The 24,800-nt window shown below is 37.7% G+C and carries 24 protein-coding genes; 22 read left to right on the top strand and 2 right to left on the bottom strand.

Going from position 1 to position 24,800, the window contains the following annotated elements:
• Positions 1-18 precede the first annotated feature (18 nt).
• The 4 genes from spoIIIAE to V7127_RS14735 are packed head-to-tail and all read left to right on the top strand — an operon-like array spanning position 19 to position 3,069.
• A complete protein-coding gene (gene spoIIIAE, locus V7127_RS14750) occupies positions 19-1,218 on the top strand; it encodes a stage III sporulation protein AE (protein WP_335487147.1) in 1,200 nt (399 codons plus the stop codon).
• Positions 1,219-1,230: 12 nt separating this feature from the next.
• Positions 1,231-1,860 (top strand): stage III sporulation protein AF, encoded by a 630-nt coding sequence (spoIIIAF, locus tag V7127_RS14745; RefSeq protein ID WP_335487144.1) that lies wholly within the window; start codon positions 1,231-1,233, stop codon positions 1,858-1,860.
• Positions 1,853-2,524 (top strand): stage III sporulation protein AG, encoded by a 672-nt coding sequence (spoIIIAG, locus tag V7127_RS14740; protein ID WP_335354270.1) that lies wholly within the window; start codon positions 1,853-1,855, stop codon positions 2,522-2,524. The genes spoIIIAF and spoIIIAG overlap by 8 nt, the downstream gene beginning before the upstream one ends.
• Positions 2,521-3,069: a SpoIIIAH-like family protein gene (locus tag V7127_RS14735; protein ID WP_335354271.1), complete on the top strand. Its 549-nt coding sequence runs from the start codon at positions 2,521-2,523 to the stop codon at positions 3,067-3,069. Before spoIIIAG ends, V7127_RS14735 begins: the two co-directional genes overlap by 4 nt.
• Positions 3,070-3,113: 44 nt before the next feature.
• Here V7127_RS14735 and V7127_RS25915 read toward each other — a convergent pair whose 3' ends face one another.
• Positions 3,114-3,824, bottom strand: a complete 711-nt coding sequence (locus V7127_RS25915; protein ID WP_438824011.1) for a methyl-accepting chemotaxis protein — start codon at positions 3,822-3,824, stop codon at positions 3,114-3,116.
• 1,069 nt (positions 3,825-4,893) lie between these two features.
• Here V7127_RS25915 and accB point away from each other — a divergent pair.
• The 15 genes from accB (at position 4,894) to V7127_RS14655 (ending at position 19,949) form a co-directional block, all read left to right on the top strand.
• Positions 4,894-5,391 (top strand): acetyl-CoA carboxylase biotin carboxyl carrier protein, encoded by a 498-nt coding sequence (accB, locus tag V7127_RS14725; protein ID WP_335354273.1) that lies wholly within the window; start codon positions 4,894-4,896, stop codon positions 5,389-5,391.
• Positions 5,392-5,405: 14 nt separating this feature from the next.
• Positions 5,406-6,764, top strand: a complete 1,359-nt coding sequence (gene accC, locus V7127_RS14720) for an acetyl-CoA carboxylase biotin carboxylase subunit (protein ID WP_335354274.1) — start codon at positions 5,406-5,408, stop codon at positions 6,762-6,764.
• A 35-nt stretch (positions 6,765-6,799) separates the two neighbouring features.
• Positions 6,800-7,183 carry an Asp23/Gls24 family envelope stress response protein gene (locus V7127_RS14715; RefSeq protein WP_335344137.1) on the top strand — a complete coding sequence of 128 codons (384 nt, stop codon included), beginning with the start codon at positions 6,800-6,802 and terminating at the stop codon, positions 7,181-7,183.
• Positions 7,184-7,470: 287 nt separating this feature from the next.
• Positions 7,471-7,857 carry a transcription antitermination factor NusB gene (gene nusB / locus V7127_RS14710; RefSeq protein ID WP_335487137.1) on the top strand — a complete coding sequence of 129 codons (387 nt, stop codon included), beginning with the start codon at positions 7,471-7,473 and terminating at the stop codon, positions 7,855-7,857.
• Positions 7,858-7,900: 43 nt separating this feature from the next.
• The gene (gene folD, locus V7127_RS14705; RefSeq protein ID WP_335354276.1) at positions 7,901-8,770 is read left to right on the top strand and encodes a bifunctional methylenetetrahydrofolate dehydrogenase/methenyltetrahydrofolate cyclohydrolase FolD; all 870 of its coding nucleotides are present in this window, start codon (positions 7,901-7,903) and stop codon (positions 8,768-8,770) included.
• Positions 8,771-8,908: 138 nt separating this feature from the next.
• Positions 8,909-10,249, top strand: a complete 1,341-nt coding sequence (gene xseA / locus V7127_RS14700) for an exodeoxyribonuclease VII large subunit (RefSeq protein WP_335487133.1) — start codon at positions 8,909-8,911, stop codon at positions 10,247-10,249.
• A gap of 5 nt (positions 10,250-10,254) precedes the next feature.
• Positions 10,255-10,488 carry an exodeoxyribonuclease VII small subunit gene (locus V7127_RS14695; RefSeq protein WP_335487130.1) on the top strand — a complete coding sequence of 78 codons (234 nt, stop codon included), beginning with the start codon at positions 10,255-10,257 and terminating at the stop codon, positions 10,486-10,488.
• Positions 10,489-10,490: 2 nt separating this feature from the next.
• A complete protein-coding gene (locus V7127_RS14690) occupies positions 10,491-11,384 on the top strand; it encodes a polyprenyl synthetase family protein (RefSeq protein WP_335487127.1) in 894 nt (297 codons plus the stop codon).
• A 164-nt stretch (positions 11,385-11,548) separates the two neighbouring features.
• Entirely contained in the window at positions 11,549-13,441 is a 1,893-nt protein-coding gene (gene dxs, locus V7127_RS14685) for a 1-deoxy-D-xylulose-5-phosphate synthase (protein WP_335354277.1), read from the top strand.
• Positions 13,442-13,444: 3 nt separating this feature from the next.
• A complete protein-coding gene (locus tag V7127_RS14680) occupies positions 13,445-14,287 on the top strand; it encodes a TlyA family RNA methyltransferase (RefSeq protein WP_335487124.1) in 843 nt (280 codons plus the stop codon).
• A 194-nt stretch (positions 14,288-14,481) separates the two neighbouring features.
• On the top strand, positions 14,482-14,931 hold the full coding sequence (gene ahrC / locus V7127_RS14675) for a transcriptional regulator AhrC/ArgR (RefSeq protein ID WP_335344120.1): 450 nt from the start codon (positions 14,482-14,484) through the stop codon (positions 14,929-14,931).
• A 15-nt stretch (positions 14,932-14,946) separates the two neighbouring features.
• Positions 14,947-16,632 carry a DNA repair protein RecN gene (recN, locus tag V7127_RS14670; RefSeq protein WP_335487121.1) on the top strand — a complete coding sequence of 562 codons (1,686 nt, stop codon included), beginning with the start codon at positions 14,947-14,949 and terminating at the stop codon, positions 16,630-16,632.
• Between the two features lie 139 nt (positions 16,633-16,771).
• A complete protein-coding gene (spoIVB, locus tag V7127_RS14665) occupies positions 16,772-18,058 on the top strand; it encodes a SpoIVB peptidase (RefSeq protein ID WP_335487118.1) in 1,287 nt (428 codons plus the stop codon).
• 292 nt (positions 18,059-18,350) lie between these two features.
• Positions 18,351-19,142 (top strand): sporulation transcription factor Spo0A, encoded by a 792-nt coding sequence (spo0A, locus tag V7127_RS14660; RefSeq protein WP_335354278.1) that lies wholly within the window; start codon positions 18,351-18,353, stop codon positions 19,140-19,142.
• A gap of 75 nt (positions 19,143-19,217) precedes the next feature.
• Positions 19,218-19,949 carry a glycerophosphodiester phosphodiesterase gene (locus V7127_RS14655; protein ID WP_335487115.1) on the top strand — a complete coding sequence of 244 codons (732 nt, stop codon included), beginning with the start codon at positions 19,218-19,220 and terminating at the stop codon, positions 19,947-19,949.
• A gap of 19 nt (positions 19,950-19,968) precedes the next feature.
• Here V7127_RS14655 and V7127_RS14650 read toward each other — a convergent pair whose 3' ends face one another.
• Positions 19,969-20,217: a DUF2627 domain-containing protein gene (locus V7127_RS14650; RefSeq protein WP_335344125.1), complete on the bottom strand. Its 249-nt coding sequence runs from the start codon at positions 20,215-20,217 to the stop codon at positions 19,969-19,971.
• Between the two features lie 236 nt (positions 20,218-20,453).
• Here V7127_RS14650 and V7127_RS14645 point away from each other — a divergent pair, with 236 nt between their 5' ends.
• The 3 genes from V7127_RS14645 (at position 20,454) to bcd (ending at position 24,799) form a co-directional block, all read left to right on the top strand.
• A complete protein-coding gene (locus tag V7127_RS14645; RefSeq protein WP_335487111.1) occupies positions 20,454-22,523 on the top strand; it encodes a sigma 54-interacting transcriptional regulator in 2,070 nt (689 codons plus the stop codon).
• A gap of 201 nt (positions 22,524-22,724) precedes the next feature.
• Positions 22,725-23,624 (top strand): phosphate butyryltransferase, encoded by a 900-nt coding sequence (gene yqiS, locus V7127_RS14640; RefSeq protein ID WP_335487108.1) that lies wholly within the window; start codon positions 22,725-22,727, stop codon positions 23,622-23,624.
• Between the two features lie 77 nt (positions 23,625-23,701).
• A complete protein-coding gene (gene bcd / locus V7127_RS14635; protein ID WP_335487105.1) occupies positions 23,702-24,799 on the top strand; it encodes a branched-chain amino acid dehydrogenase in 1,098 nt (365 codons plus the stop codon).
• The last annotated feature ends 1 nt before the right edge of the window (position 24,800 follow it).

The raw sequence follows: 24,800 nt of genomic DNA, 5'->3' as shown, positions 1-24,800 counted from the left end.
TTAAATGAGGTGTAACGGATGGAGCAACGGCTGCAGAAAATATTATTTCTCAATCTACTATTCTTCTTTTTACTAATACCAAGTGTACAAGCCTCTCCGCAAACAGAAGAAGTAAATAAAACAGTAAGTCCGCAAGCGCTTGTTAATGCTCAGTTGGATTCTCTCAATATAGATGAATTAAAAAGCTTTTGGGAAAAAATCAGCAGTGAGTATGGAGGTTTTTTGCCTGAAAGCCAAAAAGGAAGTCTATATGAATTTCTAAAAGGAGAGAAGAAATTTTCCTTTAAAGACTGGTCATCAGGGTTCTTGAAATTTATCTTCCATGAATTTATTGTCAATGGAAAACTATTAGGATCACTAATATTACTAACAATATTCAGTATGTTTCTGCAATCTCTGCAAAACTCCTTTGAAAAGAGCACAGTCAGCAAGGCTGCTTATGCAATCGTATTTATGGTTCTAATCATCTTGGCATTAAACAGTTTCCATATAGCCATTAGCTATACTCAGGAAGCAATTGATACGATGATTTCCTTTATACTTGCGCTTATTCCTTTATTGCTCGCTTTAATCGCCTCGTCAGGGGGGCTTATATCCGCTGCATTTTTCCATCCAGTCATTCTATTTTTAATGAATATGAGCGGTTTATTAATTCAATATGTTGTATTGCCTTTAATGTTTCTATCGGCATTGCTCAGTATTGTCAGTGTCATGTCTGATCACTACAAGGTGACTCAGCTCGCAAATTTATTGCGAAATTGGAGTATTGCCCTGCTTGGTCTGTTTTTAACAGTATTCTTAGGAGTTATTTCGGTTCAAGGAGCTTCTGCTGCTGTAACAGATGGTGTGGCAATTAGGACGGCTAAATTTATTACCGGCAATTTCATACCGGTGATCGGCAGAATGTTTACAGATGCTACAGATACTGTCATTAGTGCCTCTGTCTTACTAAAAAATACAGTAGGAATTGCTGGAGTAGCCATCCTAATTCTAATTGCGGCATTTCCCGCAATCAAAATTCTCATGATTGCGTTTATATATAAATTTGCGGCTGCTATTTTACAGCCTTTAGGCGGCGGGCCTATTATCTCCTGCCTTGACATTATTAGTAAAAGTGTCATCTATGTTTTTGCTGCACTAGCTGTTGTTTCCCTCATGTTCTTTTTAAGTATCACTGTAATCATTGCAGCTGGAAACTTGACGATGATGGTCAGGTAGGGGGTAAGCGAAATGGATTTTATTAAAGAATGGATTACAAATATTATTTTATTTGTCCTATTAGCCACAGTGATCGATATGCTGCTTCCAAATTCAAATCTGCAAAAGTATACAAAAATGGTGACAGGGCTTTTACTGATTGCCGTTATATTAACACCAGTATTAAAGCTCATTTCAAATGATTTCGAAAAAGTGCTTGCTTCTGTACCAGCAATAGAAGGTCCGGGAGAAAAAAACTTAGAAAATTCAATTGAAATGAAGAAAAGAGAAATACAAGCCTGGCAAGATGCATATATTCTAGAAGACATGGCTGTCCAATTAGAAAAGCTAGTGGAAGAGGAGCTGATGGCACAGTATCAATTAGAAATTTCAAGAATTGATGTTGAAGTTAATGAAAAAGCCGATAACACTTTCCCGGAAAACCTTCAAAAAGTAACAGTGCGTTTGAAGGCTAAAGACGAAAAAAAGGAAGCTGTTGAAGTTGTTAAAAAAGTCGAAATCAATGCGCGGGAATCTCTTCCTTCGAACAGTCCAAACAGCGGAACTGAAAAAATCACCTCTCTATTAGCGGAAAAATGGAATGTGAATGAAGAAAAAATTGAAGTTCGGGTAGAAGGAGGGAAGTTAAAAAAGGATGGATAAAGATAAAGGGCCTTTTACATTATTGAAAAAATGGCTTTCTAAAGACGATCAGCCTGATAAAAAGCCTGGGAAGTATCAATATTTGCTTCTTGTCCTCCTCTTTGGGGCAGCCATTATGCTAATTAGCAATATGTTCTTTAATGATAAGTCTTCAAATGCAAACATACCTGTCATGAATAATCAGCAGGAAGCGAATGAGGAAGAGGATGTACCAGCATTTGGCCAAAAGAAGAAGGCAGGCAATGACACGATTGCTGCTTATGAAAGGGCATATGAAGCCCAGTTGAAGGAAGCACTCGATGCCATCATTGGTGTAGAGGATGCGACAGTAGTTGTTAACGTTGATGCGACTGAAGCGAAGATCCTCGAGAAGAACAGAACTAGCAAGACTCAAGTTACAGACGAAACCGATCGTGAAGGCGGAAAGAGAAATGTCGAGGATATTTCAAATGAAGAGCAGCTAGTCATTACAAGAAGAGGAGAAGAAGAGGTTCCAATTGTAATAGAAACAAAGAAACCTAAAATTAGAGGGGTTCTGGTCGTTGCAAAAGGGGCTGATAATATACAAGTAAAAAAATGGATTATAGAAGCAGTAACGCGTGTCTTGGATGTACCTAGCCACAGGGTTGCGGTAATGCCAAAAAAAACTAAGGGGGATTCATGATGTTATTAAAAAAACAAACAGTCTGGTTATTAACGATGCTGAGCTTAGTCGTAGTCTTGTCGGTGTATTATATTACCTCACCTGAGCAAAATGGTCAGAATTTGGCCAATTCGCCTGAAAAAGCTGAGCAGTCAAATGAACCAGCAGCAACAGAGAATTTAGACGATAGCGAAGTCATTACCAATGCATCTGGTGATGAAATGTTTGAAGCTTTACGCCTAAAGCTTAATGATGAGCGCAGTAAAATGATTGAAGAGTTATCAGCTAAGATGGCAAATACCCAGCTTCCTGCTGAGGAAATCAGCGCCGCAAAAGATCAGATTGACCAGCTGGATGCCCTTGCTAAAAAAGAAGAAATGCTAGAAATGTTAATTCGCTCAATGGATTACGAAGATGTACTAGTGCGTGCAGAGGGGAAAAATGTCCGTGTGACTGTAAAAGCGAAAGAACTTTCCCGTTCAGCTGCAAACGACATTATCCGTGAAGTAAATAACGAAATTGGCGGTCTTCAAGCAGTTACAGTTGAGTTTAAAGCTCCAAAGTAAATAAATTTGATAGATTCAAAAATAGCGGAACCCATGGGGCGCCGCTATTTTTCCTGTAGCTTAATTAACTCTTCCATTGATTTATTTGCATTTGCTGCAGCATGAACCAAATGCTCATGGTGTTGTGTCTGTAAACCGACTGTTGCGGAAAGCTCTTGTAAAGCTGAACAAGTTTGTTCAATCACAGAACTAAATTCGTTAACAGACTTACTGATGGACTTAGAAGATTCATTAATATCTTTCGTAAGGGAATCATAATTTGAAATATCATCTTTTAGATGACTAAACTTTTGATATACATCTAGAAATGCGACATGTGTTTCATCTGAAAGTGTAAGATTACTGCTGACTTTATTTCCTGCTAATTGAACATTATTTTTCGCTTCATCTGTATTCATCGTAATTCTATTAAGATTGTCTGTTATTTGTTTTGCTGTTTTTCCAGTTATATCTGCTAGTTTCCTTACTTCCTCAGCTACGACAGCGAAGCCCTTTCCACTTTCCCCAGCCCTTGCTGCTTCTATCGATGCATTGAGTGCCAATAGATTCGTTTGCTCTGCTATTGCTCGAATGCTGGCTGAAAAATGGGAAGTTTCATTCACAAGGTTTGCTAGTGAAGAAATTTCATTATACACTTTATGTATCTCATTATAGGAGTGCTCTAAATCTTTTCTTAAATGATGAACGAGAGAACGTCCCTTTTCTGTGATCTGCTCAGCTTCAATAGAATCATTATGGAGTTTTTCTATAAGCATACTTGCACGATATGTTAGACCATTAGCACGGTCAAGAGAATGGGTAATGTCAAGGACAGTATCAGTTTGGAATTGAATGCCAGAGGAGATTTCTGCAATAGAATGGCTCATCTCTACTGCTGCCTCATAATTTTCCTGACTCATTTGTTTCACATTTTCAATCATGGAAAAGAGGTCTGTTGAACTGTTTTGAACTGTCTGTTTCATTTTAAAATTATTTTCTAATAATAATTGGGTCTTGATTTGTGCCGAAACTATATGTTCCGATAGTTTATTAGATAAGGTTAGCTGGAAAAAAAGCAGAATAGTTACAAGAAAAAAGAGTAAATAAATGGTTACATAATTTTTCATTTCAAGTAGCAGTTGACCGTGATGTAAAAAAGTGAAAACCGTTATCACCGCCAAGCCTAGAACAAAAGCAAGCAAAAGGATAGTTCGCTGCATATAAATAGCGGCTATGGCAACAACTAAATAAATTAAAAAATAGGCTGTCGGGGATACACTATTTTCCATTATGACAAATATAACGATTGAAACTATTAGAATAGCTAAATATGGAATGAGGGATATTCCTTTTTTAAAATAATGCATGATAGAAACGATTCCGACTCCTGCTCCACCTGCAATAATAATGGAAAGAATGACTGCCAAATCCTTCTTCATCACAATATCGACAATGGCAGCAAGAACGACACATACTAAGGCTGCTTTGATAATTAAGGAATTTTTTCGAATCAAATCTTCTCTTTTTATCTCATGTATCGAACTCATTTTCTAATCTACCCTCTATTCCTAGTTCATTTGAATTATTATTTCGCTATTTCATTTGAAATTCCTCTGAGGAAATTCACGAATTTTTAACATATCGCTAGAAAATGTGGAAAAAATTCGTTGAGAAAAGGGTAATTGGGCATAATTATTATTCATAGTCGTAATACATTATTGAATTTGAATAAGATTTTATCGTATGATATTAGTAGTTAGTCATAAATTATTCTACGGGTTCATTATTCATCAGGTGAATTAGCCAGGAATATATGAACTCAAGTGAAAACAAGGGGTGCCCAATATGTTAAAAGTACAAGAAATTCGTGAGCTTATTAAGCTTGTCGATCAGTCAAATATTGATGAATTTGTATATGAGCATGAAGGATCGAAAATAAAAATGAAAAAGAATACGGCTGAAGCAGTTGTTGTTCAGCCAGCGAAGATTGCAGTTCAGGAAGTTCAAGTTCCACAGCCAGTACAAACTGCTGCTGTTCAACAGGTTCCAGTTGAAACTGCTGTTCAAGAACCTTTTAAGGAAGCAGAGGCTAATACGAAGAACCTACATAAAATTGTTTCTCCAATGGTTGGAACATTCTATCAATCCTCATCACCAGATTCAGATCCATATGTAAAGGCGGGTTCTAAGGTTTCTAGTGACTCGATTGTTTGTATCGTAGAAGCAATGAAGCTATTCAATGAAATCGAAGCTGAAGTCAATGGGGAAATTGTTGAAGTTCTAGTGAAAGATGGCCAATTAGTAGAATACGGCCAGCCATTATTTTTAGTAAAAGCAGAATAAGGAGCGGTAACAGGATGATTAAAAAACTGCTAATTGCAAACAGAGGAGAAATCGCTGTTCGAATCATTCGTGCATGCCGCGAAATGGAGATTGAAACGGTCGCCGTTTTTTCTGAGGCTGACAAGGATGCGCTTCATGTCCAGCTTGCTGATGAAGCCTATTGCATTGGGCCGACAGCGTCTAAAGATAGCTATTTAAATTTCACCAATATCATTAGTGTCGCAAAGTTAACAGATTGTGATGCGATTCATCCAGGGTATGGTTTCCTAGCGGAAAACGCAGATTTTGCTGAGCTATGCCGTGAATGCAATATTATTTTCGTAGGTCCAACGCCTGAGGCCATTACGAAAATGGGAACGAAGGATATTGCAAGAGAGACAATGAAGGAAGCAGGTGTTCCAATTGTCCCAGGTTCGAATGGAATTATTAAGGATATTGAGGAAGCTAGAGAGCTTGCTAACAAGATTGAATATCCGGTTATTATTAAAGCAACAGCAGGCGGCGGCGGAAAAGGAATACGTGTAGCCCGTAATGAGCAAGAGCTTGTAAAAGGAATTACTATAACCCAGCAGGAAGCTTTAACTGCTTTCGGCAATCCAGGCGTGTATTTAGAGAAGTACATTGAGGATTTCCGCCATGTTGAAATTCAAGTTCTAGCTGATACATTCGGAAATACAGTTCATCTTGGAGAAAGAGATTGCTCGATTCAAAGACGACTGCAAAAGCTATTAGAAGAAACACCTTCCCCAGCATTAGATGGGGAAACACGTGAAGAAATGGGAAATGCTGCAGTAAAAGCAGCAAAAGCAGTTGATTATACAGGCGCTGGCACGATAGAATTTATTTATGATTACCGAAATCGTAAATTTTACTTTATGGAAATGAATACTCGGATTCAGGTTGAGCATCCAGTTACTGAAATGGTAACTGGGGTTGACTTGATTAAGGAACAGATTAAAGTTGCGTCAGGTGAAAAGCTGAATTTTACGCAACAAGATGTTACTTTTAGCGGGTGGTCAATTGAATGCCGAATTAATGCTGAAAATCCAGAGAAGAACTTTATGCCATCAGCAGGGAGAATTAATATGTATCTTCCTCCAGGCGGTTTAGGAGTTCGTGTTGATTCCGCTGCATATCCGGGGTATATGATTCCTCCTTATTATGACTCTATGATTGCAAAGGTAATCACCTATGGGGCAACAAGGGACGAAGCCATTGCCCGAATGAAAAGAGCGTTAAGCGAATTTGTTATTGAAGGTGTGCACACGACTATTCCGTTCCATTTAAAGCTTCTTAGTCATGAAAAATTTGTGGATGGTCAATTTAACACTAAATTCTTAGAAATGTATAATGTTATGCAGAAAGAAGACTAATTGGAGGTGCTGAGGTGAACGAGAATATTCTGGAAATGAGTCATGAGAATAGTGGATTAGGCAAAATTGAAATTGCTCCGGAAGTAATTGAAGTCATTGCTGGTATCGCTGCGTCAGAAGTAGAAGGAGTGGCGCAAATGCGCGGCAACTTCGCTACAGGCGTTGTAGAACGATTAGGAAAGAAAAATCATGGCAAAGGTGTAAAGGTTGAGCTTTCTGAGGACGGTATTAAGGTAGATGTATATTGTTCTATGGTATTCGGCATCTCTATTCCAAATGTTGCCCAGAAAATTCAAGACAATATTCGGCAGGCATTATTGAATATGACTGCACTAGAAGCACAAGAAGTAAATGTCCATGTTGTTGGAATCGTTTTTGAAAATCAAAAACAAGCAGTGGAATATGAGCAGGAAATGTAATTGAATATGAAAAGGCCAAAGACGCCAAATTTGTCTTTGGCTTTTTTACTTGAATCTTCTTTACATAGTTTAAATTTATTCTGTTTTCTGCTAGAGTAATGGTGGGTATAGGTATTGGCTTAACGGGGGAAAAATTTTTTCTTACTCAGTGCTTATTGGACATACTTGTGCTATGATTTAAAATGTATTTTTTAGAGAAGTAAATGGCATAAATGATAATAGCCCATGTAAGTATAAGAAAATTGAGCGTTAACTGAATCTTTCCCTGTTAAAGGAGTTAATAATAGATGAAACGAAGAACAGCAAGAGAAAAAGCATTACAAGCCATTTTTCAAATTGATGTAAGCGAAGTAGATCCAGCCTTAGCCATTGAACACGTTTTAGAGGATGCACCAAGCAATGAATTTCTCAATCAGCTTGTCAATGGAGTTGTAGAAAACAAAGTAACAATTGATGAAACAATTAAGAAAAATTTAGAAAATTGGACATTAGAAAGATTGGGAACTGTAGATCGAAATCTTTTAAGACTATCCGTTTATGAGCTATTATTTTGCACAGATACACCACAAAATGTCGTTATTGACGAGGGAATTGAAATTGCAAAATTATATGGGGATGACCAGTCGAGCAAGTTTATAAATGGAGTTCTTTCCAAGATTAAACAGCAGCTTTGATGATTCAGCAGGTTCCTTTATTAATGATTAGGGGGAAGATGACATGACTGTGAATTTGATTGATGGAAAAGAAATAGCTAGACAAAAAAAATCCTTTATTGCTGAAGAAGTAGAAAAATTAAAAAATGAAGGCATTACTCCGGGACTTGCGGTGATTTTAGTCGGCAATAATCCAGCATCCAGAACATATGTCACGAGTAAAGAGAAAACGTGTAAGGATCTTGGAATGCATTCTGAGTTAATTGAGCTGCCTGAAGGGGTAAGTGAAGAAGAGGTCCTTGGGAAAGTAATAGAACTTAATGAGAACCCAAATATTCATGGGATTCTAGTCCAATTGCCTTTGCCTAAACATATTGATGAAGTGAAAGTAATTGAAACAATTTCTCCAGATAAAGATGTTGACGGTTTTCACCCTGTTAATATTGGAAGAATGATGACAGGCCAGGATGCGTTTCTGCCATGTACCCCATATGGTGTAATGGAAATGCTTGATTTTATTAATGCAGATATTTCGGGCAAGCATGTAGTTGTCGTTGGTCGCAGTAATATTGTGGGAAAACCGGCAGGCCAGCTGTTCCTAAATAAACATGCAACGGTTACATATTGTCATTCCAAAACAACAGATTTGAAAGAATTTACTAGACAAGCAGATATTCTTGTGGCAGCTGTTGGGAAGGTGAATTTCATAACGAAGGAGCATGTGAAAGAAGGTGCGATCGTTATTGATGTTGGAATTAACCGTAATAATGAAGGTAAGCTGTGCGGAGACGTGGACTTCGATGAAGTGAAAGAAGTAGCAAGCTATATTACACCTGTACCAGGCGGTGTAGGTCCAATGACGATTACGATGCTTATGTCCAATACATTAAAGGCCGCTAAGTCCATTCAGCAAAAATTGCAAAGTAAAAATTAATAAATTGTCTAGCTTCTGCCCTTTTCAAATGATGCTTTAGTCCTCTTACACTGCACGCTTTTTACGTGACGGTTTGAGAAACTAAATCTATAATGAAAGGGCAGTTTTGTTGTGGTAACAACTCTAAAGGAGACTATTATGAAAGACCAACGCTATTTATCGGTGAATGCTCTTACTAAATATATAAAAAGAAAATTTGATGCTGATCCGCATTTGCAGAATGTCCTTGTAAAAGGGGAAATCTCGAATTATAAACAGCATTCCAGCGGACATATGTATTTTACATTAAAGGATGAGAAAGCCCGCGTTCTTGCTGTCATGTTTTCAAGCAATAATCGGGGAATGAAATTTTCGCCTGAAAATGGGATGAAGGTTCTTATTAGAGGCGATCTCACCGTTTATGAGCCAAGTGGTCAGTATCAAATCTATATTAAAGAAATGCATCCTGACGGAGTTGGCGATTTATATTTAGCTTTTGAACAGTTAAAAGAACGGCTTGACAAGGAAGGAATTTTTTCACCTCAAAATAAAAAGCCTATCCCGAAATTTCCAAAGACAGTCGGTATTATTACTTCCCCAACTGGAGCTGCAATCCGTGATATTTTGACCACGATTAAGAGGCGTTATCCAGTGGTAAATATCTTAATATTCCCTGCACTTGTACAAGGTTTACAGGCTGCACCATCTATTGTGAAGCAAATACAATTAGCCAATCAATTAAATGAGGCAGATGTGCTTATTATTGGGCGTGGCGGGGGTTCGATTGAAGAGCTTTGGGCTTTTAATGAGGAAGAGGTGGCAAAAGCCATTTTTCATTCGCAAATTCCCATCATTTCAGCTGTTGGTCATGAAACTGATTTTACTATTGCTGATTTTGTAGCTGATTTACGTGCTCCTACGCCAACAGGTGCTGCTGAAATGGCCGTCCCCCATATTGAGGATTTGACAGAAAGAGTTCTAAATCGAGAGTCGCGCTTACTAAGGGCACTTAAGGAACATATGACACTAAAAAGCGAAAGACTTTCAAGAATTCAAAAATCATATGCTTTTCGTTACCCGCAGAAATTGTATGAACAAAAGCTTGAGCAGGTAGACAGATTAGCAGAGCAGCTTGAGAAAGGTTCTAAAAAGCTTTTTGATCAAAAAATTGACGAATGGCAGAAAATACAGAAACGAATACAGCGAAAGCCTTTGAACGATTTAATACTAGCCTCTAAAGAACAACAGGAAAAAATGCAAAAACAGCTAAACAAAGTCATGCATAATATTTTAGCCGCTAAAGAAAAAGACTTTTCACATAAAATTGCTACTTTAGAAGCATTAAGTCCATTAAAAATTATGGATAGAGGCTATAGTCTTGTTTATACAAAGCAAGAAAACTTAATTAAATCCGTTAAACAAATTCAGAAAAATGACCAAGTAAAAATAAAGGTACCTGATGGAATCATTAATTGCCTTGTTACGGAAATAGAGGAGTGAATACGTTGTCTTCAGAACAAAAATTAACATTTGAAGAGGCTATGGAGAAATTAGAAGTGATTGTAGAAAAGCTGGAAGAAGGGGACGTCCCTCTTGAAGAGGCCATCAATATTTATAAGCAAGGTATGGAGCTATCTAAGCTTTGTCATGATAAGCTGAAAAGTGTAGAATCACAGCTCACTCAAATTTTGACAGAGGATGGCCGAAAAGAAAATTTCGTCATCCCCGAGGAGGAGTAATTTTGCAGCAGTCATCCTTTTCTTTATTTGCAAAAAATCAAAAAAACTTGTTAGAAAATATGTTTAAGGAAAGTGTCAGCAAACTGAATGCACCTTCCGTTATAAAAGAATCGATGCTTTATTCATTAGAAGCCGGAGGAAAGCGAATAAGACCGCTTCTGTTATTCGCTACTCTCGAAGCATTTGGGGAAGACACACGAAAAGGTCTTCAAACTGCTGCAGCAATAGAAATGATTCATACGTACTCGCTCATTCATGATGATCTTCCGAGCATGGATAATGATGATTTAAGGCGGGGAAAGCCAACAAATCACAAGGTGTTTGGTGATGCTTTTGCGATTTTGGCAGGTGATGCCTTATTAACATACAGCTTCCAATTAATTACTGAAACCCCTTCAGAATTTACGGATGCAGAAACGAAGCTTAATCTCATTAGAGAAATGTCAATAGCAGCTGGAGCTGAAGGAATGGTCGGCGGACAAGTTGCTGATATAAGCGGAGAGGACAAGGCCTTAAACTTAAATGAATTAGAGTATATTCATGTTCACAAAACGGGTAAACTGTTGCAATACAGTGTAGTGGCAGGTGCTATTCTTGCAGGGGCAGACAAGGAAACAATGAAAACACTTGCTGAGTTTGCTTACCATCTTGGAATCGCCTTTCAAATACGTGACGACATCCTTGATCTAGAAGGAACGGAAGAAGTAATTGGAAAGCCTGTTGGCAGTGATGCTTCTAAACATAAGAGTACCTATCCATCATTGCTTACATTGGATGGCGCAAAAGAAGCTCTGCACCATCATATCCAGCAAGCAAAGTCCAAGCTTTCAGTAACAGGTCTGAATACAAAGCTGCTTGAGGAAATTACTGAACTAATAGAAACGCGAAATCATTAAACACTATATGATAAAGCATTGGGCAATATCTCTAATTGGCAAATTACTACACTACCTTGAGGATTTCATTCATACTGTTATAATAAACCATATATAAGGTTAAGTTTTATGAACATCTAAGAGATATGTGCATGATAAAGAAATGAAAGCGAGTGATCCTCTGTATGGATCTAATGAAAATTAAAGACCCTTCTTTTTTAAAAGGGTTATCAAATAAAGAACTAGAGGCAGTAAGTCAAGATATACGCCAATTTCTAATTGAAAAGTTGTCTTATACCGGGGGCCATATTGGACCTAATTTAGGCGTTGTCGAATTAACGATTGCTTTGCATAAATGCTTTGACAGCCCGAAGGACAAAATTATTTGGGATGTAGGCCATCAATCATATGTTCACAAAATCCTAACTGGCCGTGCCGATCAATTCGATACATTGAGGCAATATAAGGGCTTATGCGGATTTCCAAAAATGGCTGAGAGTGAACATGATGTATGGGAAACTGGGCATAGTTCAACCTCATTATCTGCTGCAATGGGAATGGCGATTGCCAGGGATTTGAAAAAAGAAAAATCCTTCGTAATACCTGTTATTGGTGATGGTGCCTTAACGGGCGGAATGGCTTTAGAGGCATTAAACCATATTGGCCATGAAAAAAAGAATATGATTGTCATTTTAAATGATAATGAAATGTCCATTGCTCCAAATGTAGGGGCACTGCACAATGTTCTTGGAAGACTTCGTACAGCTGGAAAATACCAGTGGGCAAAGGATGAACTCGAACTTCTCCTGAAAAAAATCCCTGCAGTAGGAGGCAAGCTTGCTTCAACAGCTGAAAGATTAAAGGATAGCCTTAAATATCTTTTTGTATCAGGGATGTTTTTTGAGGAGATGGGCTTCACCTATCTTGGACCAGTAGATGGTCATAATTTTGAAAGCTTATTTGAAAATTTAAGCTATGCTAAGAAAACTGAGGGACCCGTCCTGCTGCATGTTATTACAAAAAAAGGAAAGGGTTATTCCCCTGCTGAACGTGATACAACTGGAACATGGCATGGTACAGGACCATACAAAATTGAAACAGGGGATTTTGTGAAACCGGTTAATACGCCGCCAGCATGGAGCTCGCTTGTAAGTGAAACGGTTCGAAAATTAGCAAGAGAAGATGACCGGATTGTTGCCATTACTCCAGCTATGCCGGTAGGCTCTAGATTAGAAGGGTTTGCAAGTGAATTCCCTGAACGGATGTATGATGTTGGAATTGCAGAACAGCATGCTGCAACTGTCGCTGCTGGCTTAGCAACACAGAAAATGAAGCCGTTTCTTGCTATTTATTCAACATTTCTTCAACGTGCCTATGATCAGGTTGTGCATGATATTTGCCGGCAGAATTTAAATGTCTTTATTGGAATTGACCGTGCTGGCTTAGTTGGTGCTGATGGTGAAACACATCAAGGTGTTTTTGATATTGCCTTTTTGAGACATGTGCCAAATCTTGTTTTGATGATGCCTAAGGATGAAAATGAAGGCCAGCATATGGTTTATACTGCTGTAAACTACGATGATGGCCCGATAGCTTTGAGATTTCCACGCGGAAATGGATTGGGTGTACCAATGGATACAAGCTTTCACAAAATTCCGATTGGGACTTGGGAAGTGCTTAAGAATGGTACAGATGCTGCCATTCTCACATTCGGTACAACGATTCCAATGGCATTAAAAGCAGCTGCTATTCTAGAGAAACAAGGCCAATCTATAAAGGTAATCAATGCAAGATTTATTAAACCTTTAGATGAAAAAATGCTTCTCGAATTATTTAAAGATCATATGCCGATTTTAACGATTGAAGAGGCAGTTCTTCAAGGCGGTTTTGGGAGTACGGTACTTGAATTTGCCCATGAAAACGGCTTTCATCATATAGAAATTGACCGGATGGGTATTCCAGACCGTTTCATCGAGCATGGCAGCGTTGATAAGCTATTAGAAGAAATCGGAATGACTACGGGTGATGTAGTCGATCGAATAAATAATCTTGCAAGAAAGAAACAGAAAAGGGCTTAAGGAATGAAAGCAAAGAAGGAACGCTTAGATATTTTATTAGTTGAAAGAGGCTTAGCTGAGACGAGGGAGAAGGCAAAACGAACGATAATGGCTGGACTTGTATTTAGTAATGAAACTCGTCTCGACAAGCCGGGAGAAAAGGTAAGCAGCGATATTCCGCTAAGAGTAAAGGGAAAAGTCATGCCGTATGTTAGCAGAGGAGGGCTAAAGCTTGAAAAAGCATTAAAAATATTTGATCTTGAAGTGAAGGACAAAATTCTTCTTGATATCGGTGCATCAACTGGCGGATTTACTGATTGTGCTTTACAAAATGGGGCGAAAATGTCTTATGCCCTTGATGTCGGATACAATCAGCTCGCTTGGAAGTTAAGACAGGATGAACGTGTTGTTGTTATGGAGCGAACTAATTTCCGTTATGTAACACCAGCCGATCTTCAAGAAGGAATGCCAACCTTCGCTTCCATTGATGTTTCATTTATCTCTTTAAAGCTTATCCTTCCTGTATTAAAGACCCTATTAGTTTCAGGCAGTGATGTAGTGGCGCTCGTTAAGCCTCAGTTTGAGGCAGGACGCGAACAGGTTGGAAAAAAAGGGATTGTACGTGATGCCAAGGTCCATGTACAGGTTTTAGAATCAATGATTTCCTTTGCCCTAAATCTGGGATTCGATGTAAAAAATCTATCGTTTTCTCCTATAACTGGCGGTGATGGGAATATTGAATTCCTGCTGCACCTTTATTGGACAGGTCAGAAGGAAATCGGTGAAAATATTTTAAATTTTGAAGCTCAGGCAGTAGTGAATGAAGCCCATACAGAACTTAAGACAAAGCAAAATGAAGAGGATTAGGCTGCTGCTTATTCCTCTTCATTTTATTTATGTATGTCGAAACGACTAATAATATCATGAAAAACAAAGAAAAATTGTACTTTATAGGGAAAATCAGCTAACATATAATTAGATTTTATTCTTTTATTTACAACTATTTTGAAGTTTGTTATAAAATTTAGGCGCATAGCGTTTTTCATAATTGGGGTGAGTATATGACAAAGGGTCAACGTCATATTAAAATTCGGGAGATTATTGCAAATAATGATATTGAGACACAGGATGATCTTGTAGATGAGTTAAAAAATGCCGGATACAATGTAACACAAGCAACAGTATCACGAGATATTAAAGAACTTCATCTTGTAAAAGTTCCTCTGCAAGATGGCAGATATAAATATAGCCTTCCTGCTGATCAGCGATTCAATCCTTTACAAAAATTAAGACGTAACCTAATGGATGCATTTGTCCGGATAGATTCAGCAGGAAACCTGCTCGTAATGAAAACCCTGCCTGGAAATGCGATGGCGATAGGGGCGCTTATTGATAATTTGGATTGGGAAGAGATAATGGGGACTATTTGCGGCGATGATACGTGCTTAATTATTTGCAGAACACCTGAGCAAACTGAAGCTATCACAAATCGTTTTCTAGAAATGCTGTAATGGGGATGATTTCATTTGTTAACTGAATTATCAATTAGAAACTTTGCTATTATTGAAGCCCTTTCGATCTCATTTGACAAGGGCTTAACTGTATTAAGCGGAGAAACAGGTGCTGGTAAGTCAATTATCATTGATGCGATACACTTACTCGTTGGAGGAAGAGGATCAGCTGAATTTGTAAGGCATGGAGAGGAAAAGGCAGAAATAGAAGGTCTTTTTCAGTTTGAAGATCCCAATCATCCTATTTGCAAAAAGGCTTATGAATTTGGCATTGAGCTTGAAGATGGAATGATTGTACTTAGAAGAGATATTTCGAAATCAGGAAAAAGTGTATGCAGAATCAATGGCAAGCTTGTCACAATTTCGATTTTAAGGGAAATTGGAAGTACATTGATTGATATTCATGGGCAGCATGAGCATCAGGAATTGATGGACGAAATAAAGCATATCAGTCTTCTTGACCAATTTGGCGGCAGGAAGATAAGCTCTGCACTTTTAGAATACCAGCAAGTTTATCATAAGTATGAGCAAAAATTAAAATCATTAAAAACATTAAGTGAAAATGATCAGCAGATGGCCCATCGGCTAGATTTAATACAGTTTCAATATGATGAAATTCTTAAAGCGAATTTAAAGCTAAATGAAGATGAAGAGCTTTTCGAAGAGCGCAAAAAGCTTAGTAACTTCGAACGGATTTATGATTCCTTACAGGCAGGATATGCTGGTCTTCAAGGGGAACAAAGAGGACTCGATTGGATTGGTCTTGTTATGGGGCATGTTGAAGATGCTGCGGAAGTTGATTCTGCCTATAAGGAACTTGCTGAATCTGTGTCGAATAGCTTTTATCAGCTTGAGGATGCCATGAGAAGTCTTCGGAATGAGCTTGATTTTCTGGAATACGACCCTAGAAGACTTGCCGAAATCGAAGACCGGCTTAATGAGATTCAACAATTAAAACGAAAGTACGGGAAGACAATTGTTGAAATTCTTGAATATGCCTCAAAAATTGAAGAAGAAATAGAAACATTGCAAAATAAAGAAACACATATCGGAAAGTTAGAAAAAGAAATTTCCTCATTGCGAAAGGATCTTACAGTTGAAGCAGAAGAATTATCAAATTTAAGGAAAAACACGGCTAAAACTTTAATAAAATTAATACATAAAGAATTAAAAGAGCTTTATATGGACAAGACTGTATTTGAAGTGAAATTTGAAGCAGATATGGAGAACTTTACAAAAAATGGATTTGATAAAGTTGAATTTTACTTATCGACTAATCCAGGGGAACCATCAAAACCCCTCTCCAAAATTGCATCAGGTGGAGAATTATCTAGAATTATGCTTGCGCTAAAAAGTATTTTTTCAAAGCATCAAGGGGTTACTTCTATTATTTTCGATGAAGTGGATACGGGAGTGAGTGGCAGGGTTGCACAAGCGATTGCAGAAAAGATTCACCATGTTGCCATTAATTCGCAAGTGTTGTGCATCTCCCATTTACCGCAAGTAGCTGCAATGGCAGATACTCATTTGTATATCGCAAAAAATATTAAAGATGGCCGGACGAAAACAACGGTTAAAGCTTTAAATGAAGCAGAAAAAATTAAAGAAATTGGCCGGATGATATCAGGAGTCGAAATTACCGATTTAACGAAAGAGCATGCTAAAGAGCTTCTTCAGCTTGCAAACAAAATTAAGGTGTAGAAGAAAAAATACATGAAAAGCTATCCAAAGCAGGATAGCTTTTTTTATCGCCATATCAGTTATAAATGCGCGCTTTACAGGCAAAATTATAGATGTAGCCATTTGACGTTGTGGATTAGAAGCGAGGAGAGTGAAAGTTTTGATAACAGAAGTTTTAAGAAAAATAATTGGTGGAATTCTCCTTGTTTCATTAATTGCAATTGGATTTTCCAAACCCATTCAAAAATATTTAGAAATTCCAACTTCAATCACTCTTTTTGAGGGCCAGCATATTGATCTGGCTAAAACAGAAATGGTAACGGCAACTATGTCTACAGATTCAAGTATTGCACTTAAACAGGACAATCATTCAGTTTCCCTAAAAGCAAAAAAACGCGGGGAAAATGAAATGTTTTTAGAATTAGCAGGTTTTCCGATTAAAAAGGTCGATGTAAATGTACTAAAGGATTTTAAAGTGATCCCAGGTGGACAGTCTATCGGTGTCAAACTAAATACCGTTGGTGTCTTAGTAGTGGGACACCATCAAATAAATACAGTAAACGGAAAATCCTCTCCTGGAGAAATAGCAGGAATCAAAGTGGGAGACATAATCACTAAAATAAACGGCAAAAATATTGAAAAAATGTCTGATGTTGCCCCTTTTGTCCAGCAAGCAGGGAAATCCGGTAAGCCCCTTACGATAGGTGTGAATAGAGAAAATAATCATTTTACAACTGAATTAACCCCCTTAAAAGAAAAAGGAGAGGGTTCCTTTAAGCTTGGATTATATATTCGCGACTCAGCTGCTGGAATCGGAACAATGACGTTTTATCATCCAGAATCTAGGAAATATGGAGCTTTAGGCCATGTTATTTCCGATATGGATACGAAAAAACCAATTGTTGTTGATGATGGTCAAATTGTTCGCTCCACAGTCACCTCTATTGAGAAAGGGAGCAATGGCAATCCTGGAGAAAAACTAGCTCGTTTTTCAGAGGATAAAGAAGTAATCGGAAATATTGTCAGAAATAGTCCTTTTGGAATCTTTGGGGAACTTAATCAGGACATAAAGAATGGCATCTTGGATAAGCCGATGCCGATTGCATTATCTCATCAAGTAAAGGAAGGTCCGGCAAAAATATTAACAGTTGTTGAAAATGATGAGGTAAATTTATTTGATATTGAAATTGTCAGCACGATTCCGCAAAAATTCCCTGCGACAAAAGGAATGGTTATAAAAGTAACGGATCCAAAGCTTTTAGCAAAAACGGGAGGAATTGTTCAAGGAATGAGCGGAAGTCCCATCATCCAAAATGATAAAGTGATTGGGGCAGTAACACATGTTTTTGTAAATGATCCGACGAGCGGATATGGTGTTCATATTGAGTGGATGCTTAATGAAGCAGAAATTGATATATATGAGAAACAAAAAGAAAAAGCATCATAATCTAAAGACGGGGATCCCCCCGTCTCTTTTTTAGCCTAAAAAAGCATTTAATCGAAAATAATTACATATGCTATAATAGATATAAAGATTTTTCGACAAAACTTTGTTGAAATTCTAATCAATTATCGAAAACGGTCGAATAATAAAGAAAACAAAAGAAAACTAATGATTTTCACCTATTTTTGAGAATTTTTAAAAAAACTAAAGGATTTTCAGTTGCATTGTCGAATTTCTCATTTAGAATAAGAATAGATAATAAAGAGACCATTATGGATCGAGGAGGAAAGAATACGTGAAGAAAATTAAGGTTTGTGTTGTCGATGACAATAGAGAGCTTGTCGGACTTTTAGAAGAATATATATCAACTCAAGAAGATATGGAAGTTGTGGGTGTCGGTCATAATGGACAGGAATGCCTGGACATTTTAGAGCATGAAGATCCTGATGTTCTTATTTTAGATATTATTATGCCTCATTTAGATGGTTTAGCGGTTCTTGGAAAGATGCGAGAAATGAAAAAGGCTAACTTGCCAAATGTGATTATGCTTACTGCTTTCGGACAGGAGGACGTGACAAAGAAAGCAGTAGATTTAGGGGCTTCCTATTTTATTCTGAAGCCATTTGATATGGAGAATCTGGCTAGCCATATACGTCAAGTAAGTGGAAAAGCAAATCCAGTCATTAGAAAGCCTTCATCGACAGCTTATCGATCAACAATTGAAGCAAAACCGAAAAATCTTGATGCGAGCATTACGAGTATTATTCATGAAATAGGTGTGCCGGCACATATTAAAGGTTATATGTATCTTCGTGAAGCGATTTCCATGGTCTATAATGATATTGAGCTTCTCGGTTCAATAACAAAGGTTCTTTACCCAGATATTGCGAAAAAATACAATACGACAGCAAGCCGAGTTGAACGGGCTATTCGTCATGCCATTGAAGTAGCATGGAGCAGGGGGAATATAGATTCAATTTCTTCCCTATTTGGTTACACTGTTTCTATGTCTAAAGCAAAGCCAACCAATTCAGAGTTCATTGCGATGGTAGCAGATAAATTAAGGCTGGAGCATAAGGCTTCCTGAAAGAGTTAGGAATTTTAGTAAATTGAAAAAGCGTTCTCTTTCTGGAGAGCGCTTTTCTAATGGGGAGTAATGATCATGACATTAATTTTTGCTCATAGAGGATATTCCGCCTTGTATCCTGAAAACACGATGAAGGCATTTAGGGAAGCAGAAAAAGCAGGTGCAGACGGGATCGAACTGGATGTTCAGCTAACGAGGGACGGCGAAATAGTTGTTATCCATGATGAAAAAGTAGATCGGACAACAAATGGAAAAGGCTATGTAAAAGATTATACATATAGAGATTTAAGAAAACTTGACGCAAGCAGTCAGAAAAAAAGGCTTTTCTCGCAAATGGAGCCAATTCCGTCTTTAATTGAAGTTTTAGAATGGATGAAGACAAATCACATCATTTGTAATATTGAACTGAAAAATGGGGTTTTTCCATATGAAGGGATGGAAGAAAAGGTCATTAGCCTTATTCGTGCATATGATTTAGCAGATCGTGTCATCCTTTCATCATTCAATCACTACAGCATTGTTTATTGCTACCACCTAGCCCCGGAGATAGAAACAGCACCATTGTTTTCTGAAGGCCTCTATATGCCTTGGATTTATGCAGAATCCATTGGTTCCAAAAGTATCCATCCTAAATATACAATCGCCAAATCAGAGCTTATAAAGGCATCAGAAGAGTATGGCATTGCGGTTAGGCCTTATACTGTTAATAAGGAAAAAGAAATGCACCGATTATTTTCTGTTGACTGTTCAGCTTTTATTACGGATGATCCTCTTCTAGCAAAGATTATTAGAAAAATGTATGAATAAAAAAGAGGACGACTTTGAGTCATCCTCTTTCATTTTTCCTTTGGAAACGCGGCTGTACCTTATTTTTCTTTCGGTCGCGGTGAAGAATAAATCCGGCAATAAAGCCAAGTCCGACTAGGAAGAAAAGCAGCCCTGATAGAAATTGCACCCATAAATATGGAAAAGGATTTTGTAAAATTCCAAAAACCATGTCTCTCATTAATTTTATTCCATAGGCAGCGAAAAGGCCTGGTATGAGCATAATTATTAAAGCGATTAATCTAACCATCTGAAAAATCCCTTCGTTTCATAAATACTACATAATACACCGTTCATAAAAATAATAAATCAATAGGGAAATTTGTCAAGCTATTCAGCCTTAAGATACCTTTATACAAATAAGTGCGACCGTTTTTATTTGGCTTGGCTGACTTTCTAGGATAAAATAAACTTGTATGAAATAACTTGCAATAAAAAGGCTGGAATTAATGAAATAAATTTCAATCTAGAGGGTGGTCGCATACGATGCAAACCGTAATGATTGTAGGTGCGGGAAAAGGCGGATCAGCAATCTTAAAAATTATGAAAGAAACGGCGATGTTAAAAGTAATAGCTGTTGTGGACCACAATATTCATGCACCTGGACTCATAATTGCGAAAGAAGAAGGAATACCCACTGGCACTGACTGGCGGAAGTTTATTTTGCAGGATATTGATATAATCGTTGAAGTGACAGGCAATAAAGATGTGTTTATTGGACTAAGAGAAGCGAAAAGAAAAGATTCAGTTCTTATACCAGGCAGTGTTGCTGCCTTGATTGCAAATCTAATTGAAGAAAAAGAAGATTTAATAACAAGTATAGAAAACGAAAAGTATAAGCATGATCTCATTTTCAATTCTACTGGTGATGGCATGATTGTCATTAATAAACATTGTGAAATTATTTTTTTTAATAAAAGTGCCGAAAGAATGACAGGAACAAATAGGAAGGAAGCCATCGGAAAGCATATTCTTGAGGTGATTTCTAACAGTGAATTACCAAGAGTATTAGAAACAAGACGTACATATGCTAATCAAGAGTTAGTCCTAAATAATGGTGTGAAAATTATTACGACAAGAATCCCGATGGTTGGGGAGAATAATGAGCTTATAGGCGCCTTTGCGGTGTTCAAGGATATTACCGAAGTGATGAACCTTGCCGAGGAAATCACAAATTTAAAAGAAATCCAAACGATGCTTCAGGCTATTATTCATTCAAGTGACGAAGCCATTTCTGTTGTAGATGAAAATGGCCGAGGATTATTAATAAATCCAGCCTATTCTAGAATCACTGGTCTCAGAGAGGATGAGGTTATTGGGAAACCGGCAACCGCAGATATTTCTGAGGGTGAGAGTGTACATATGAAGGTCCTTCAAACACGAAGAGCAGTTAGAGGGGTTGCGATGCGAGTCGGACCTAATAAGAAAGAGGTTATCGTTAATGTAGCTCCTGTCATAGTCGATGGGAAATTAAAAGGCAGTGTTGGTGTCATTCATGATGTCTCAGAAATCAAAACATTAAATAGAGAATTAAATCATGCACGGCAAATCATTCGAAATCTTGAAGCGAAATATTCATTTGATGATATTATTGGCAAATCTGAAGAGATGACCATTGCGATTGAGCAGGCTCGGCTTGGGGCAAAAACTCCTGCAACTGTATTATTAAGAGGGGAATCTGGCACAGGGAAAGAATTGTTTGCTCACGCTATTCATAATGGAAGTGATCGTAAATACAATAAATTCATTCGGGTTAATTGTGCAGCTCTTTCTGAAACTTTATTAGAAAGTGAGCTATTCGGATATGAAGAAGGCGCATTTTCAGGAGCGAAAAGGGGAGGAAAGAGAGGTCTTTTTGAAGAGGCCAACAATGGCAGTATTTTCTTAGATGAAATCGGTGAGTTATCAGCGAATACACAGGCTAAACTACTAAGGGTTTTACAGGAAAAAGAGATTACTCGTGTAGGTGGAACAAAGCCTATACAAATCAATGTTAGAGTGATTGCTGCGACAAATGTAAATTTAGAAAAAGGAATTGCAAATGGAACTTTTAGGGAAGACTTATATTATCGTTTGAATCGAATGCCCATTCATATACCGCCGCTGAGAAAAAGAAAGGAAGATATTCCGTTGCTTTGTAATCGTTTGATCCAGAAAATCAATCAGGAATATGGACGGAATGTAGAAAAAATAACTCAATCGGCATTGCATAAATTAATGTTGTATGATTGGCCTGGAAATGTAAGAGAGCTAGATAATATTCTCGGAAGAGCTATTATTTTCATGAGTTATAATGAAAATGTTTTGGATGAAGCTCATGTCCCGGAATTAATAAAAATAAACGAAAAAACCCAAAACGAAATTGAACGAGATGAAACAATTCCAAATCTCACATTAAATCAGCTGCTCGAACAGTATGAGAAAGAGCTAATATTGCAAACCTTAAAAAAATCTGCCGGAAACAAAACCATTTCCGCTAAATCCCTCGGTTTATCAGTAAGAAATTTATACTATAAGCTTGAGAAGTATGGGATTGCAAATAATAGCGTGCAATAATTTTCATGATGTGCAATTTTTTTCATACTTAATAAACCGTAAATAAAGCGTTTTCATAATGATTTCGTTTGGCACAATTCTTGCAGAATAATAAAATGGCTGTTGCAGTCATTGTGTTAATTTCAATTTGAACTAGCTAGTCTAGGTCAAATTGCAATAAACAAGCATTATTCGCTTTGGAGTAAAGGGGTTGAGAACTAGATGGATTTGGATTCGCTTATAGAGAGAGCAACCCAATTTCAAATGAAAACAGTAGCCGTTGCTGCAGCAGAGGATCATGAAGTGATCGAGGCAGTTTCTGAAGCAGTTAAACGAAATTTAGCAAATTTTTTATTGTACGGTGATAAGGAACAAATTTTAAAAATCGTCAATAAGCATGAAAACCTTGCCTCAAGTAAAAATATCCAAATCATTCATACGTTATCAAATGGATTAGCAGCAGAAAATGCTGTAAAGGCTGTAAAATTAAATGAAGCGGATGTTTTAATGAAGGGAAATGTGCCAACTGCAACTATTTTAAAAGCCGTCTTGAATAAAGAGTATGGTTTAAGGACTGGAAGTGTCTTATCTCACGTAAGTGTATTTGAAGTTCCAAGCTATGACAAATTTATTATAATTACTGATGCTGCCATGAATATTTCCCCCGATTTAGATCAGAAGGCACAGATTCTTAAAAATGCGATCGGAATAGCGCGGAGCATTGGGATTAACAAACCGCTTGTTGCACCGATTGCAGCAGTGGAAGTGATAAATCCGGCTATGCAGGCTACTCTTGATGCAGCAGCCTTAACCTTAATGAACAAGCGAGGGCAGCTGACAGATTGTATTGTTGATGGACCATTAGCTTTAGATAATGCCATTTCTATATCTGCTGCCGAACATAAAGGAATAAAGAGCGATGTAGCTGGAAGAGCGGATATATTATTAGTTCCAACGATTGAGGTTGGGAATGCACTTTATAAATCATTGATTTATTTTGCCAAAGCAAAGGTTGGTGCTGTTATAGCAGGTGCAAAGGCGCCAATTGTCTTAACATCCAGGGCAGATACAGCCGAAAGCAAGCTTTATTCCTTAGCATTGGCTATATGCTCGGCCAATTAAATATAAATCTCAAACTAGAACTTAACAAATGTTTATTGTTCTTACAAAAAAGCAAACTATCTTAGGAGGAATTTCAAATGGAAATTTTCAAATATCTAGAAAAATATGATTACGAGCAAGTAGTATTCTGCCAGGACAAAACATCAGGCTTAAAGGCCATTATCGCGATCCATGATACAACATTAGGACCAGCTCTAGGTGGAACGCGTATGTGGACATATGCATCAGAAGAAGCTGCTATTGAAGATGCATTGCGTCTTGCAAAAGGAATGACTTATAAAAATGCTGCGGCTGGACTTAACCTTGGTGGAGGAAAAACTGTCATCATCGGTGATCCTAAGAAGGATAAAAACGAAGAAATGTTCCGTGCCTTTGGCCGTTATATCCAAGGGTTAAATGGCCGCTATATCACTGCTGAAGATGTCGGTACGACTGTAGCAGATATGGATCTTATTCATGAAGAAACTGATTATGTAACTGGAATTTCACCTGCATTTGGTTCATCAGGCAACCCTTCACCTGTAACAGCTTATGGGGTTTACGTTGGAATGAAGGCTGCGGCGAAAGAAGCGTTCGGATCAGATTCATTAGAAGGAAAAGTAATCGCAGTACAAGGTGTTGGAAATGTTGCGTACAGCCTATGCAAGCATCTTCATGAAGAAGGTGCTCAATTAATCGTAACAGATATAAATAAAGAAGCTGTTCAGCGTGCAGTGAATGATTTCGGTGCAAAGGCAGTTGACCCAAATGAGATTTACGGAGTCGAATGTGATATTTATGCGCCTTGTGCACTTGGTGCAACAGTGAATGATGAAACCATTCCACAATTAAAAGCAAAGGTCATTGCGGGCTCTGCAAATAATCAATTAAAAGAAGAGCGTCATGGAGATATCCTTCATGAAATGGGAATTGTTTACGCTCCAGACTATGTTATTAATGCTGGCGGAGTCATTAACGTTGCAGATGAATTATACGGCTACAATGCAGAGCGGGCATTGAAAAAGGTTGAAGGACTTTACCAAAGCATTGAAAAGGTTATTGAAATTTCAAAACGAGATCAAATTCCTACCTATAAAGCTGCTGACCGTATGGTAGAAGAAAGAATTGAAAGAATGCGCAATTCTAGGAGCCAATTCCTGCAAAATGGCCACCATATTTTAAGCCGTCGTAAATAGG

Origin of the sequence: Bacillus sp. JJ1773 (assembly GCF_036962035.1) — a bacterium.
Lineage (GTDB): Bacteria > Bacillota > Bacilli > Bacillales > Cytobacillaceae > Cytobacillus.
The sequence above is the reverse complement of the archived record's forward strand: the minus strand, read 5'-3'. Positions and strand labels throughout refer to the sequence as shown.